Here is a 15,048-nt window from a genome sequence, read left to right as displayed (position 1 = left end):
ACAGGCTTAGGTTGAGTTAAGAAAACTTGACCTAAGCCTGTTCTCTAGTTATATTTCACGGCCTATCCTGATCTATTTCTACTAAACACCTATGCACGCCACAATTAACGGTTTTCTTTTCCAAATTTTAGTTAATTTTGTCCATCAAATTTTTAAATGCTATGACGAACTGGAAGGATTTTTTTGACATTAAAACCGAGGATGATTTTAATCAGCATTGTTTAGATACCTACCAATTCCAAAGCCAGCATTGCAAAATTTATCGTGACTATATCAGGCTCCTTGGGCGAGAAAAAGACCTGATTCAGCACTATACCGATATTCCTTTCATGCCCATCGAATTTTTTAAGACCCAACAGGTTATTGCTGAAGGGATGGAGGCTGAAATCGTATTCTCGAGTTCGGGTACAACAGGTATGGTCACCTCAAAACATCTGGTCGCTGACCGGAGCATATATGAGCGAACTTTTCGGAAGATTTTCGAAAGTTTTTATGGTCCGCTCGGCAACATCGCCGTCCTTGCATTGCTCCCATCCTACCTAGAGCGAAGTGGTTCGTCGCTGATCTATATGATTGATGATCTCATGAAGCAAAGTGAGCAACCGGAAAGCAATTATTTCCTCTATAACCACCAAGAGCTTTTCGATACACTTATTAAACTCAAAAATAAAGGCACAAAGACCATCCTCTTTGGCGTAACGTATGCCCTACTCGACTTCATTGAACAATATGCCTTTGAATTTCCTGACCTGATCATTATGGAAACCGGCGGAATGAAAGGTAAGCGTAAGGAAATGGTGAAACAGGAAATCCATAAACTCCTGGAAGAAGCCTTTTCTGTGCATGGTATCCATTCTGAATATGGCATGACAGAATTACTCTCACAAGGCTACTCTTCAGGTCAGGGAATATTCTATCTTCCCAAATGGATGAAAATCTTGATCCGAGATACCAATGATCCTTTAAGCCTGATTCCGTTGAATAAAACTGGCGGCATCAATGTAATCGACCTCGCCAATCGCTACTCCTGTTCATTTATAGCCACACAAGATTTAGGTAAAGTATATCAGGATGGCTCTTTTGAAATATTGGGACGTTTTGACCAAAGTGATATTCGTGGTTGTAATCTGTTGGTTCAGTAATGATCTGATATGACCAGCGCGGCATTTGCCAAACGGCTTGGTTCCCTCAAAGCAAATTGCCTATACCATAATAAAAAAACACCTGGTCATGATGCACGGCCAGGTGTTTTTTTATTCGAAATACGATTCCTATTTCAGACTCGGATCTTCAAAGGTATTGCCCGATCGCATATCCCCCGAATCATATCCTTTTTTAAACCATTCCATACGTTGCGCAGATGTACCATGCGTAAATGATTCAGGAACAGCATAGCCCTGTGCTTCAGTCTGTAATTTATCGTCACCAACAGCAGCTGCCGCTTTCATCCCGTCCATTATATCATTATAATCAATTTTTATATCGGTTAAATCATTGATGTAATGCGCCCAAACACCTGCATAAAAATCCGCTTGCAGCTCGGTCATAACGGAGATCCTGTTATTTTCACGCTCGCTCAGTTTCCCACGGGCTTGATTGGTCTTCGGCAATAATCCCACCAATTGTTGGATATGATGTCCGACTTCATGCGCAATTACATACGCCATGGCGAACTCTCCCTTTGCACCGAATTTATCCGAAAGTTCTCTACTAAAGCTCAGATCCAGGTAAATCTTTTGATCACCCGGACAATAAAAAGGTCCGTAAGAAGCCTGCCCCATACCACAACCATCCGTTTGTGTTCCCCCATCGTAAAATACGAGTGTTGTAGGGGTATAATTTTTCTGCATCTGCTCTTTAAACAGCTTTGCCCAAACATCCTCGGTACTCTGAAGTACAGTTAATGAAAATTCAGTTAGTCTTTTTTCCTCCGGATTTAACTCACGCGGCTGTCCTGACTGTTCAGTTTGTGCCCCCATATTTTGGGCTTGCTGTAAGAGTTGCATCGGATCTCCACCCATCAAAAATCCGATGACCAAAACAATAATTCCACCAATTCCTCCTAAAGCAATTTTTCCTCCCCCCGACATTCCACGACGGTCCTCAAAATTACCACTTTGCTTGCCTCCTTGCCATTTCATAGTATTCCTATATTACAGTTAATAATCTTTTCTAATGTTGGTTAAACACAAATTCGGTACCAATGTTCTACATGAAGTAAATTTATTTGAAGAAAAAATTTACTTCACTTTACCTCGTAGTCCGCATCATATAAATAAATTTACCAGCAAACAAATGATAGTCATAAGCAAAAACAATGCTTTATAAGAGTAAAAACAGGAATTATTTCCCCAAGCCGTGATATTCGTCATTGCACATCAAAGCAAATTTGGCTAAGTTTGGGCTTTCAAAAAAACTGACATGAAATTAGAAGAACAATTACAAGCGAGAGCTGGCGGAAAATGTGAGCTGACAGGCGAAGATGCCACTTTAATTGCCTACACATTACCTCCGGAAATAACATCAAATTTGGATAATACTTTACTGATTTCAGAAACATTGGTCAATCAGCTCAACAAAACAGAACAATTAAATCCAGACGACTGGAAATTCCTTCCAAATGCAATGTGGGCCGAAAACCCATCGGTGCAAATTGTATGCTGGCGTATGTTAAACCGATTAAAAAATGAAGGCTGGGCGTCGGAAGCACTGGATATCCTCTATCTCGACGATGAAACACTATTGGAAGCTAAGAAAACTGGAGATCATGAAAATGATGGCTATGTTTCTTTTCATGAAGATAGCATCGGGCAACGACTGTTGGAGGGCGATACTGTTGTTCTGACAAAAACGCTTGACGTGAAAGGTTCCTCCTTAAAAGCGACTTTAGGCACCGTGGTTAAGAATATTCGACTAGTAGCAGACAATATCGAACAAATTGAAGGAAAGATTGAAGGTCAAACAATCGTTATATTGACCAAATATCTCCGTAAACAAAATTAAAATAGACTTTTCGACTAAATAATTAAGGCTTAAACTGGGGTTCATTCCTGTTTAAGCCTTAATTATTTAGAGAGATAGCAGTCACTATTGCGGATAATTCCGCACAAATTCAAAACGATAGTTTGAATGTTGTTTGAGACTATCGATCAAATCCGATAACAACCGCTGTCCTTTTTTCGTTTGATACATATTGTCATGTGTCAATAGCACAACATTGTTTTTCGTATAAGAGGTACCTTTACGGAGTAAATTCTTCATTTGGGTATACAACTGATTCACCGATAGGTCCGGTTTCCCTGTAACACCATTTATTTTCCACTCACAGTCCCAACCAATTACTTTGTAACCATTCTGGTGTAGTAACTCGGCAGTCGAAGCCCCACTTTTCAAATCAACCTTTTTGCGGTCTCCGATATACCAGATATTTCGTCCCGGCAACCGAACTATTTTATGTGTTAATCCCAGCGATTGCTCAGCAAGTTCAAAATCTTCAAAAGCCGTCTGCGGATTCGAATAGAAAGTACTGTATTTATTGTGCGCATGCCAGTAACTGTGGTTGTAACAATCCACTAAAGGATTATTCTTATAACGTTCTGTAAAGCTGTGTAATTTTTTACTCATTTTATCATGATTGCCAATCAGAAAAGCATTAATTTTGATGCCTTTCGCTGTCGCAATGGAATCAAGGTGCTGGCTTCCATTCAGTGGACCATCGTCAAAAGTGAGATAAATATAACGTGGAGAAACAGTATCAGTCAACAATACGGTCGTATCTTTAGTCCCTTTGTAGTCCACATTTTCTTCCATTTTTGTAATGGTGTCTTTGCGCAGCGAATCCACTTTACTTATCGAATCTTGCACAGCAAGCAAACTATCCTTTTTTGGCGGCATAGAGTCAACAGCTCCCACATTTTGCACCTTATTTGTCCCACTTTGATTGCAGGAGTAAAATCCAAAAATAGATATACTTAACCCTACCCATACAACACCCGAATTAACCAGTTTTCTCATTACAAAAATTAACTTACACATTACAATTATTTCCCATAAACTCAAAATCACCTAAAATAAGCGGATCTCAGTCCCGTGTAGCGCAAAATTAATATATTTTTCATTAATCAAGCTGTTATGTTATTTAATTTATTGTGCATGTACACTAAAAGCTTCATGATTCCGAAAAACCCGGAGCTACGAATGCAAACAGCCTGTTATTTCTGGCCAAAAAAAAGGAACCTATATGTATATAGATTCCTTTTTTATCATGTTATTCAATTACTCGATTAATCTCTATGTCTTCCTCCGTGACCGTTACCACGCCCATGTCCGTTTCCATGCCCATGGCTATTGCCTCGTCCATGCCCATTTCGGCTATCGTATCGACGGCTTTCTCCCCATGAATGTTCGCGCCTTACACTACGTTCGCTGGCAAATGAATACCCACTACCACCGTGGTGGTTGTCACGGATAGATACTTGTCTTCCACGGTAACCGCCATAACGGCTTCTATACCGATCGTGGTGATGCCATGGTGTGCGATCGTTAATAACGACTTTATGAGCCCGATAAAAATCGTAATGTCTGTATCTCCTCGGTAAACTTGCTCTTCTTATCCAGCCGCCATTATCATAATAAACGTAACATCTCGCGGGTACATCGTAATACATATTGTATTCTGGAATATAATAATAGCGGGCATAATCATAACCTGCTGGCCCCCAGCTTGGCTGACTCCCAATATTGACACTGATACTGACTTGCGCTTGTGCAGCTCCCGCTGTAAAAAGGCCTGCAATAATCGCCGCCGCGTAAAACAATTTTTTCATAAGTAGCTCCTCCCTCTAGTTTGTAATTTCTTCTTTACAATACGACAACAAACAGTGTGCAAAAGATTAATGTTCAAATGTTAATTTTTGTTAACGACGCAATAAGAATCTCATTTTAAACAGGTTAAATATGACTGTAGTTAGCAATAAAACCGCAAACTTTTTAGTAGGATCAGTTGTTCAGATCATACAGACTTTAATGAACTAATCACAATGAGTATATATAATGTAGGAATATTGGTTGGTAGCTTACGAAAGGAATCTTACAACAAAAAAATTGCGCAGTTTATTCTTGAGCAAGAGGAATCTAAATTTGGCTATCGCATAATCGATATCAGCGAGCTTCCCCTATATAATCAGGATTTTGACGATGTGGGAAATCCGCCTCCGAGCTATGTGCGATTTCGGAAAGAGGTCGCTTCTCTGGATGCTGTACTTTTTATTACTGCAGAGTATAATCGTTCCATTCCTGCAGTTTTAAAAAATGCGATTGACGTGGGTTCAAGACCCTATGGAAAAAATAAATGGGATGGTAAACCTGGCGCAATAATTTCTTCATCAACGGGAGTTTACGGTGGCTTTGGCGCCAACCACCATTTACGTCAATCACTGGTCTTCGTCAATGTCTTAACGATGCAGCAACCCGAAGCTTATTTGGGTAGTATAACAACATGTATTGGACCCAACGGGACTATTGAATCACAAAAAACCAAAGATTTTCTACACAGCTTTAAAAATGCCTTTGAGCAATGGGCTGAGCGAATTATACATACAAAAGGGCAGGATTAAATCCTGCCCTTTTGTATGTATAATGAAATTATTCTAGTCCTGTTCATCACTGACGTCATAGTTCCAATGTTGTAATTTTTCCTGCAAGATCCGCGATATCTTATTGAAATAGCGCTTTTGCTTATAGCCCATTACCCATTGTACGCCCTGTACAGCATTGGTACAGAAAATCTCATCTGCCCGTTTCATGATTTCGGGGCTTATCTGTGCCTCAACCACCTCTATACCTTCATCCTGTGCCATGTCCATGACTACCCGGCGCATTACTCCTTCAATACATCCTTCGGATAACGCTGGTGTATAAAGTACCTTTTCATAGTAGACAAAGATATTTGAAATCAAGGATTCGCATAGATAACCTTCCTGATTTAGAATCAATACATCATCAAAAGCCATTTTCTTTTTATAGATGCCAGCCAACACATAAATCTGCGCATTTAAAGATTTAATCTTTGAAAGATCGCTATACGGTTTTTTGAATTCATTGTAAAGTCCTACAATCAAACCGACCTTCTTATCGCGAAGATTGGGTTCTATGCGCTGCACCTGCAAAACAAAACCAGGTTTATTACTTGTTGGACTATACAATCCACCTCCAGATCTAAACACGATCAATCGGATACGAACCTGCTGCCCCAACATATTGTTTTTACGGATTAATTCTTCGGATCTCGAACGAATAAAAAATTCATCGAATAGATTTGCATCATCCAAATGAATCAACTCCATTCCTTTCTGTAAACGCTCGACATGAAAATTTAGAAAGCGGATATCACCATCCTTATACAGCATCGTTTCGAATAATCCATCCCCATAACGGAAACCTCTATTCTCAATGCTAAATATTTCCTGATCTTCCGGCACTACACTGCCATTGAAATTGATATAGTTTGTTGGCATCTTAATTTTGTTCTAAATTTTAATCATTTTCTATAGCCATTGAATTTGCCGCATATCCGCGCCACTTTTCTAAAGCTAAACGAAAATCTTCCGGAAATGGTACCTCAAAATACATATTTTCTTTTGTAGAAGGATGGATAAATCCTAATACTTGTGCATGAAGGGCTTGTCGCGGCAGTAATGAAAAACAGTTATCCACAAACTGCTTGTACTTTGAAAACACGGTACCTTTTAAAATCTTATCCCCACCATACATTGCATCATTAAATAACGGATGACCAATAGATTGCATATGCGTACGAATTTGGTGTGTACGCCCTGTTTCTAACTGACATTCAATTAAAGTAACATAGCCTAGTCGCTCCAAAACGCTGTAATGTGTCACTGACCAACGCCCTTTGTCTTCGCTATCATACATGGCCATGATGCGTCTGTCTTTTAGATGACGCCCAATATAACCTGTAATTGTTCCGTCCTCTTTTAAATCACCCCAAACTAATGCAATATATTTACGGGTAATGCTGTGATCGAAAAACTGTTTTGCCAAAAAGGCCATTGATTTTTCATTTTTAGCAATAACCAATAGTCCGGATGTGTCTTTATCGATCCGATGCACCAACCCCGGGCGATCGGAGTTTCCTGGGAGCTGTGGCAATTGCTGTATATGATACGTTAATGCATTTACCAAGGTTCCCGTATAATTATTATATCCTGGATGCACAACCATTCCCGCCTCTTTATTCACAATCAGCACGTCGTCATCCTCGTATTTGATATCCAATGGAATGTTTTCTGGATAAACTTCGTTATCCCGTGGTGGATCAGGTAGCACCAATGTAATCACATCATCAGGTCTAACCTTATAGCTCGCCTTGATCTCCTTACCGTTAACCATGACAGAACCTGCTTCAATAGCATGCTGAATTTTGCTCCGCGTCGCATTTTCAACCCTGTTCATCAGGTATTTGTCAATGCGGAGTAATGCTTGTCCCTTATCCACCTCAATACGTAGATGCTCAAATAATTCTTGTTCTTCCTGATCTTGCGATCCTATTTGTTCTGTCATGCTACAAAAATAAACCAAATGAAACAATTTTCGTTAAATTTGTTTTCATTTAATGTTATGTTGCCCTTCAAAATCCATAGCCCCGAAACTGAATTGTGCCTCCCAGCCTGGGAAAAGAAGCATATTAAAGTAACACTTAAGCGCGATGACCTCATACATCCGTTTATTTCAGGCAATAAATGGCGAAAATTAAAATATAATCTGGAAGAAGCCCTGCAGCTTCAGAAAAATCATCTTGTCACATTTGGTGGAGCATGGAGCAACCATCTTTTAGCTACCGCTTGCGCCGGAGCTACCTTCAAGTTTAAAACAACCGCTTTTGTTCGAGGTGAAGAAGGGGTTAACAACCCTGTTTTAGCGATGTGCCGCCTTTTCGGGATGCAGCTCATTTACGTCGACCGCGAATCTTACCGGCATAAAGAAAATTTATACAACACCTATTTTGGTCAGGATCCAACGACATTCTATATACACGAGGGGGGGTACGGCATACTAGGAGCAAAAGGTTGCTCTGAACTCGTTGATGAACTCCAACATGAATACCAGCATATTTTTACCGCCTGCGGCACAGGAACAACATTAGCTGGAATAGCCAATGCGATAGAAAAACGAGATCTATTTACCCGCGTACACGGCATACCTGTTTTAAAAAATGGGGGCTTTATTCAGGAGGAAGTCGATCAACTTTACCCCAACATCACCCCTCCTATTTTACATCTTGATTATCATTTTGGTGGTTATGCAAAATCAAATACCGACTTGCTCGCCTTTGTGCAGCATTTTATAGCGGCTACAGGAATCATGATCGAACCCACCTATACCGGCAAATTACTTTATGCCGTAGATGATCTGATCAAAAAGGACTACTTTACCCCCACAGATCAGGTACTCGTTATTCATACTGGCGGACTTACAGGCCTGCTTGGTATGTACGAACGTTTTAATTTTATTGATCTACATCAATAAATACGCTAGAACGCCGTACAGAGACATTTGATTGACATTTATTCAGCAATTATATCGTAAGTTTGACCAGATTTTAAAATAAAACATAGCGAAAACATGCGAAAATCATGATTTTCTAAAGGTAAAAACGAGGTCAGTATGGGGTAGTTTTGCCCCTATTCAACACCTCATAAATTAATGATATAAAGATGAAAATATTAGCATTTGCAGGAACAAGCAACAAAAATTCAATCAACAAAACATTCGTCACAAGTACTTCCAAATACTATAAAGAAGCAGACGATATCATCGAATTGCTAGACTTAAACCATTTTGAAATGCCGATCTATTCTTACGACAAAGAAGTCGAGTTGGGCATTCCACAGTTGGCGCATGACTTTGCTGCTAAAATGGATGCAGCAGATTTCCTTTTGATTTCCTTGGCCGAACACAATGGGTCATATACTACAGCTTACAAAAATATTGTTGACTGGGTTTCACGTATTCCTAACCGCAAATTATTCAATGGCAAGCCTGTTTTCTTATTGGCTACTGCCCCTGGTCCAATGGGAGGTGCCACGGTATTGAACACCGCAGTAAACCGAATCACTTGGGATGGCGCCGATATATTAGACTCCTTTTCCCTTCCTGAATTCCACAAAAACTTTGAAGAAGGCAAAGGTATTATCGATCCCACTTTAAGAAGTCAATTAGAAGCTAAAGTACGTAAAACAAAACGTGCACTTGCCGAAAAATTATCCGTACAAGGTTAACAAAAGATTAACAAATAATCGTTGTGAATACCTCTTTTAATATGTAAATTGAAAACCTATTAAAAGAGGTTTTTTGATATGGCAAAAAAAATATTACTACTTGTAGGAGACTTTGTAGAAGATTACGAAGCAATGGTTCCATTTCAAGCAATGGGTTCAATAGGATTAACGGTAGATACAATTGCTCCGGACCGCAAAAGCGGAGATGTAGTCCCCACAGCAGTGCATGATTTCACTGGTGACCAGACTTATAAAGAACTGCGCGGGCACAATTTCGCAATCAATAAAGATTTCGACCAGGTCAATGTCGAAGATTATGACGGTTTATATATTGCGGGAGGACGATCGGCAGAATATATTCGACTCAACAAACGTGTTTTGGAGATTACAAGACACTTCTTTGAGCACAATAAACCTGTGGCAGCAATATGTCATGGCATCCAAGTGTTGACAGCCGCAAAAGTACTCGCAGGTCGCACATTGACAGCTTATGTTGCTGTGGGTCCCGACATTGAACTAGCGGGTGGCACATGGAAAAATATCCCTGCGGATCAAGCGGTGGTAGACGGCAATTTGGTCACCTCTCCTGCTTGGCCAGGACACCAGGCAATTTTAAAAGAGTTTTACAAATTATTAGATATAACAATTACAATTTAAGTATTTTTAATGAAGAAGAATAAAAGGCTATGGCTTTTGGTCATACCGATTTTAGTGCTGTTGGGTTTTATTTTAAAAGATAGTTTCAATCAGAAAAGTATTGAAGATCTACCGGGAGGTTTTAAGGAAGTCGCTTTCGTCAGAAATGAACAAAATAAAGGTGGTATCATACGCATTTATGCCGTTACTGTAGGCGACCTGTTGAATGCGGATTATTCTGCCTGTCTTGATTTAATGCCTGTTAATGATTACGGAAGTACAACAACCGTGTATTTCTTCGATCGAAGTGCTCCTTATCCGACAAGCTTGTCAATTAACACGCCACATTTTGACACAACGAAATACAAAGCGATTCAAATTTCCAAAAAGTACGGAAAGAAGCAATAGACGAAACCAAACATAATGACATATCCCCCAAAGTCTGAATAGACCTTTGGGGGATTTTTTTTACCATGCAGTGCAGCACCTTGTAGCGGTTATTTCCAGGAAAGAAGAGCAGTGTCAAAAATGCACCTTTAAAACTACGGTCTACACACATGAACTAAAAATAACTTAATAATTCTTTAACACAAAAAAGTTCGATTATCCCCTGTAGAGCTATAGTTTTGCTTTTTAAATTTACGTATATTTAGCTATGGCGAAAAAATTTATTCCTAGAGACGTTAGTTGGTTGAGCTTTAATGGCAGAGTACTTCAGGAAGCTGCGGACGAGACTGTCCCTTTACCCTTAAGAATCAAATTTTTAGGTATATTTTCCAATAACCTCGATGAATTTTTCCGTGTACGTGTTGCAGGTCTAAAACGGGCTATAGACCTAAAAGACAAAAGTGCCAACCAATCCTTCTACGAAGACCCACAGCTCATATTGGAAGAGCTCAATATCCGGGTAATCAAGCAGCAAAAGAAATTTGACAGTACGTGGAATCGTATCCAAAAAGATATGGCCAAACAGAATGTCTATATTAAGACCAGTGAGGAACTGAATCCCGAACAACAAAAGTTTGTGAGCGACTATTATCAGGATGAGGTGGAATCGAACGTCATTCCTTTGATATTGGACGATATACGACCTATGCCCTATATTCGGGATAAGAGCCTTTACTTGGGTATAGCGATGGGAAAACAGGAATGGCAGTATGAAACCAAATTTGCACTCATCGAAATCCCGACCAGTCAAAATGGACGCTTCGTACAATTACCTTCGCCAAAAGATGAAAAGCATATTATACTTTTGGAGGATGTTATCAAGTTTAATCTTCCATTAATATTTTCCTATTTCGGTTTTGATGTATTCAATGCACATGTCTTTAAAGTAACAAAAGATGCCGAATTTGACATTGACAATGATATCAACACGACGCTGGTTGAGAAGATAAGCAAAGGGGTAAAAAACAGAAGAAAAGGTAAACCGACCCGGTTTATTTTTGATCAAGAGATGGACCATAAATTGGTCGAATTCCTGATCAAGAAACTTAACCTTTCAAAAAAAGACAGCATCATTCCAGGACAAAAAATACACAACTTCAAACACTTCATGGATTTTCCCAATGTGTTTAAATCCTACAATCAGCCCTTAGAACGAACGTCCTTTCCACATCCTTATTTCAAAAACTACGAACGTGTAACGGATACTATATTAAAAAAAGATGTGCTGCTCTCCTTTCCATATCATGAGTTTAGACCGATCATCGATTTACTTCGGGAAGCAGCAATGGATCCCGATGTAAAAACGATCCAGATTACAGCATATCGCTTAGCTTCCAATTCCAAAATTGCAAATGCCTTGATTAATGCAGCCCGCAATGGAAAGGAAGTCACCGTGATGCTTGAACTTCGTGCAAGATTTGATGAAGAAAACAATTTGGACTGGAAAGAGAAACTTGAACTCGAAGGCATTAAAGTACTTACCGGTATCCCAAATAAAAAGGTCCATGCAAAACTATGTGTGATAAAAAAACGTATTGGAATGAAAACGATCCAATATGGTTTTGTCAGCACAGGAAATATCAACGAAAAAACGGCGAAATTATACGGAGACTATTGCCTCTTAACGAGTAATAGGGACGTTATTGCCGATATAAATAAGGTTTTCAATTACCTAAGACGTCCCAAATCAAATCCGGCTGAAATTATCAAAAATTGCAAAAGTCTTTTGATATGCCCAACCGATATGCGTAGAGAACTTCTACACTACATCGACCAGGAAATTACCGAAGCAAAGGCTGGCCGAAAAGCATACATCATTGTCAAGGTAAATTCACTCAGCGATAAAGAGATGATTAAAAAGCTCTATGACGCAGCAACAGCTGGTGTCAAAATAGATCTTATTATCCGGGGAATCTACTGTGCAACAAATCAAAAAACGTTTAAATTGCAAATGAACGCCATTTCAATCGTAGATGAATATTTGGAGCATGCACGTGTGATGTATTTTTATAATGCTGGTCGAGAGCAGCTATTTATTTCCTCAGCGGACTGGATGACAAGAAACTTGGATCATCGTATTGAAGCCGCAGTAAAAATAACAAGCAAAAAAATCAAGGAGGATTTAAAAGAAATGCTTCAAATCCAGCTCAAAGATAATGTCAAAGCGCGGATACTCAATAATTCCCTGAGCAATCATTACGTCGAGAATAAAGAGGCACCATGTCGTTCACAGATAGAAATATACAATTACCTGAAAAAAAAATTAGCTGATCATTAGCGGCCTGTTTATCAATAGGCGCCCAAATTGATCCATAAACCCAACTGGGTTTTATACCTATTGATACAGACGAGAATCTCCGTTTTTATTATATTAATTAAGACACAAGTTGTATCTTCATTCCATGAAATTCAACTTGTGTCTTACATTTGGCTTAAGCCTTTTCACACTTTGCCTCCGTGGGCAGGAAAAGATCATGCCTTCAGATTTTGTATACGTCAAGGACATTATCCCTACAATAAGCTTAGAAATGCGTTATTTTGGCAGTCACAACTTCACCGGAAGGCCGATTAAAGGTTATGAAAAACCAGTCGCTATTTTAACTAAACGCGCAGCGCTAACACTACAGCAAGTCGAGAACCATTTAAATAAAAAAGGTCTTGGCTTGAAAATATTCGACGCCTACCGCCCGCAACGTGCTGTTGACAACTTTAAAACATGGTCCTTAAACACCAATGATACCATCGCAAAAAAGGAGTTCTACCCGCTTATCAATAAGAAGAATTTGTTTAATCTAGGCTTTATTGCCTCCAAATCGGGCCACAGCCGGGGCAGTACAGTAGATCTAACGCTCATTAGCTTAAAAGATCAGAAAGAGATTGACATGGGTGGACCTTTTGATTTTTTCGGCGCAGTCTCACATCATCAATACGCGAATCTGACAGCCCAACAGAAAGAGAACCGAAAGATCTTAAAAGAAGCGATGGCTAAATTTGGCTTTAAAGCTTATGATAAGGAATGGTGGCATTACACCTTGCAAGATGAACCCTATCGTAAAACCTATTTTGATTTTATCGTAAAATAAACATGTCTGTAAAGGAAACTCCCATCGAAAACAAGGGTTTTTATGTCTTTCATTTTAAAGGCAACAAATCAAAACCCGTCTTTAGTTCCGAGCAGCAGCACATTTTATCAAAAGGTGAGCTCTATTCGCTCTGTTTAATAAAAAAAGGTGAAACTTCCTTCATCATTAATAATGAACGGGTACAAGTTGCTCAAAATCACCTATTGTTGACCAATCCTTCTTCGCGAGTTAATGGCTCTTCGGTCGTCAAGTCTTGGGATTGTGAGGTTTATTTGATTTTCTTTACGCTGGATTTTAGCTTCAAACTAGATTTCCAGGAGGATTTCTTCGAGGTCACCAAAAAGTCTCTTGCCTTAAATGACAGCTACATCTGGTCGCTATCAAACCAAGATTCAACTAACTTATCCAACTTATTTAAACAGTTTATTCATTACGATCGACAAGGGGCTAGCTATCTTTTCAAAAATCAGATTATAAAGTCATTAACGGAAATATTATTTTGCGAAATAGCCCGTCTAGGAAGCCAAAATATGCGAAATACACCAGCTATTCCCTCTCGAAAAAGAGAGATACTTGCCAATTTCCATTTGCTCCTCAAAAAGTCGTTTCATAAAGAACACATGGTGCAATTTTATGCGATGGAACTTGGTATCACAGCGAAACACCTATCCGTAATTACGAAGGAACTAACCGGAAAATCAGCGATAGAACTTATTCAGAATGTCTTAGTGGAGGAAGCAAAATCGTTACTTTGCCAGGGGCGTTCCATCGGAGAAATTGCGGTGAAATTGCATTTCTCGGATCAATCCTTTTTTGGTAAATTCTTTAAGCGAAATGTTGGAATCTCGCCTAAAGAATTTCGTCAGAATCTTTATTTAAACAAAGTCGATTAAATCAAAGATACTTGTAAATTGCTGGTCTGCAGCTGAAGTATCTTGCAATTTATCCTCGCCCCAAGTCTGCCCTTTCAACCATAGGGTCTGGCAGCCAACGGCTTTGGCAGGTACCATATCTTTACTATAGGAATCACCTACAACCAATACCTCTTGCGCAGGAAGACCTATTTCAGTCACACCTAAAGCATAAATTGCAGGATCAGGTTTGCGTACACCAACGACAGCAGACTCCACAACAGACTGAAAATAAGGCAGGATACCAAAATCGTCAAGTACTGATTTTAAATTACCATAAAAATTGGACACCATGACAATTGGATATTTTGCATGAAGTGAATTTAACAGTGGTTTTACCTGCTCAACCGTATTCTTTGCCAGCGAATAACCGTCAAAGGCTATTTTATGAGCTAATGACCGATCTAGGTCGTACCCTGCAGCAATAAGATAATCAAATTGTACATTGAGCTTTGCTTCAAGTACTTCTAAAAAATTAAACTGCGGCTTAATGATAGGCTGTAAAGCCATCTGACGTTCCGCGTAGGTATAGGCCTCCTGAAAAGCGTTCAAATTTACAGGAACCTGATATTTTTCATAACCCGACCAGATAACAGCTCCCCAGTGGCCTCCGTTAGTGTCTAAGGTTCCACCATAATCAAAAATAATCCCTTTAATATTAAACTTATTCAT

At 39.3% G+C, this 15,048-nt stretch carries 16 protein-coding genes; 10 read left to right on the top strand and 6 right to left on the bottom strand.

Annotated features, from left to right (window positions below):
- The first annotated feature begins 161 nt into the window (after positions 1-161).
- Positions 162-1,142: an acyl transferase gene (locus CBM24_RS09420; protein ID WP_088161012.1), complete on the top strand. Its 981-nt coding sequence runs from the start codon at positions 162-164 to the stop codon at positions 1,140-1,142.
- Positions 1,143-1,271: 129 nt separating this feature from the next.
- Here the strand turns inward: CBM24_RS09420 and CBM24_RS09415 are convergent, their stop codons facing one another.
- Complete coding sequence (locus CBM24_RS09415; RefSeq protein WP_088161011.1) at positions 1,272-2,141, bottom strand: neutral zinc metallopeptidase; 870 nt, start codon at positions 2,139-2,141, stop codon at positions 1,272-1,274.
- A 280-nt stretch (positions 2,142-2,421) separates the two neighbouring features.
- On the opposite strand from CBM24_RS09415, the gene CBM24_RS09410 reads away from it, so the two are divergent.
- Entirely contained in the window at positions 2,422-3,003 is a 582-nt protein-coding gene (locus tag CBM24_RS09410) for a PhnA domain-containing protein (RefSeq protein ID WP_088161010.1), read from the top strand.
- A gap of 84 nt (positions 3,004-3,087) precedes the next feature.
- Here CBM24_RS09410 and CBM24_RS09405 read toward each other — a convergent pair whose 3' ends face one another.
- Together CBM24_RS09405 and CBM24_RS09400 are read right to left on the bottom strand one after the other, a co-directional pair.
- Positions 3,088-4,014, bottom strand: a complete 927-nt coding sequence (locus CBM24_RS09405; protein WP_088161009.1) for a polysaccharide deacetylase family protein — start codon at positions 4,012-4,014, stop codon at positions 3,088-3,090.
- Between the two features lie 269 nt (positions 4,015-4,283).
- Positions 4,284-4,826 carry a hypothetical protein gene (locus tag CBM24_RS09400; protein WP_088161008.1) on the bottom strand — a complete coding sequence of 181 codons (543 nt, stop codon included), beginning with the start codon at positions 4,824-4,826 and terminating at the stop codon, positions 4,284-4,286.
- A 213-nt stretch (positions 4,827-5,039) separates the two neighbouring features.
- Between CBM24_RS09400 and CBM24_RS09395 the strand changes: the two genes are divergently transcribed.
- Positions 5,040-5,615: an NADPH-dependent FMN reductase gene (locus CBM24_RS09395; RefSeq protein WP_088161007.1), complete on the top strand. Its 576-nt coding sequence runs from the start codon at positions 5,040-5,042 to the stop codon at positions 5,613-5,615.
- A 33-nt stretch (positions 5,616-5,648) separates the two neighbouring features.
- Here CBM24_RS09395 and CBM24_RS09390 read toward each other — a convergent pair whose 3' ends face one another.
- Both CBM24_RS09390 and CBM24_RS09385 read right to left on the bottom strand, forming a co-directional pair.
- Entirely contained in the window at positions 5,649-6,515 is an 867-nt protein-coding gene (locus CBM24_RS09390) for an aminotransferase class IV (RefSeq protein WP_088161006.1), read from the bottom strand.
- 19 nt (positions 6,516-6,534) lie between these two features.
- A complete protein-coding gene (locus CBM24_RS09385) occupies positions 6,535-7,581 on the bottom strand; it encodes an RluA family pseudouridine synthase (RefSeq protein ID WP_088161005.1) in 1,047 nt (348 codons plus the stop codon).
- 18 nt (positions 7,582-7,599) lie between these two features.
- Between CBM24_RS09385 and CBM24_RS09380 the strand changes: the two genes are divergently transcribed.
- The 7 genes from CBM24_RS09380 (at position 7,600) to CBM24_RS09350 (ending at position 14,358) form a co-directional block, all read left to right on the top strand.
- A complete protein-coding gene (locus CBM24_RS09380; protein ID WP_232475745.1) occupies positions 7,600-8,547 on the top strand; it encodes a 1-aminocyclopropane-1-carboxylate deaminase/D-cysteine desulfhydrase in 948 nt (315 codons plus the stop codon).
- A gap of 188 nt (positions 8,548-8,735) precedes the next feature.
- Positions 8,736-9,299: an NADPH-dependent FMN reductase gene (locus CBM24_RS09375; RefSeq protein WP_075991933.1), complete on the top strand. Its 564-nt coding sequence runs from the start codon at positions 8,736-8,738 to the stop codon at positions 9,297-9,299.
- Between the two features lie 78 nt (positions 9,300-9,377).
- Positions 9,378-9,956 (top strand): DJ-1/PfpI family protein, encoded by a 579-nt coding sequence (locus CBM24_RS09370; protein ID WP_088161004.1) that lies wholly within the window; start codon positions 9,378-9,380, stop codon positions 9,954-9,956.
- Between the two features lie 9 nt (positions 9,957-9,965).
- The gene (locus tag CBM24_RS09365; RefSeq protein ID WP_088161003.1) at positions 9,966-10,343 is read left to right on the top strand and encodes a hypothetical protein; all 378 of its coding nucleotides are present in this window, start codon (positions 9,966-9,968) and stop codon (positions 10,341-10,343) included.
- Positions 10,344-10,590: 247 nt separating this feature from the next.
- Entirely contained in the window at positions 10,591-12,660 is a 2,070-nt protein-coding gene (ppk1, locus tag CBM24_RS09360; RefSeq protein ID WP_088161002.1) for a polyphosphate kinase 1, read from the top strand.
- 124 nt (positions 12,661-12,784) lie between these two features.
- A complete protein-coding gene (locus CBM24_RS09355; RefSeq protein WP_198386075.1) occupies positions 12,785-13,465 on the top strand; it encodes a M15 family metallopeptidase in 681 nt (226 codons plus the stop codon).
- Positions 13,466-13,467: 2 nt separating this feature from the next.
- A complete protein-coding gene (locus tag CBM24_RS09350) occupies positions 13,468-14,358 on the top strand; it encodes an AraC family transcriptional regulator (RefSeq protein WP_088161000.1) in 891 nt (296 codons plus the stop codon).
- On the opposite strand, the gene CBM24_RS09345 is transcribed toward CBM24_RS09350, so the two are convergent.
- Entirely contained in the window at positions 14,341-15,048 is a 708-nt protein-coding gene (locus tag CBM24_RS09345; RefSeq protein WP_088160999.1) for an HAD family hydrolase, read from the bottom strand. The genes CBM24_RS09350 and CBM24_RS09345 overlap by 18 nt on opposite strands.

Origin of the sequence: Sphingobacterium sp. G1-14, from assembly GCF_002196555.1 — a bacterium.
Lineage (GTDB): Bacteria > Bacteroidota > Bacteroidia > Sphingobacteriales > Sphingobacteriaceae > Sphingobacterium > Sphingobacterium siyangense.
The sequence above is the reverse complement of the archived record's forward strand: the minus strand, read 5'-3'. Positions and strand labels throughout refer to the sequence as shown.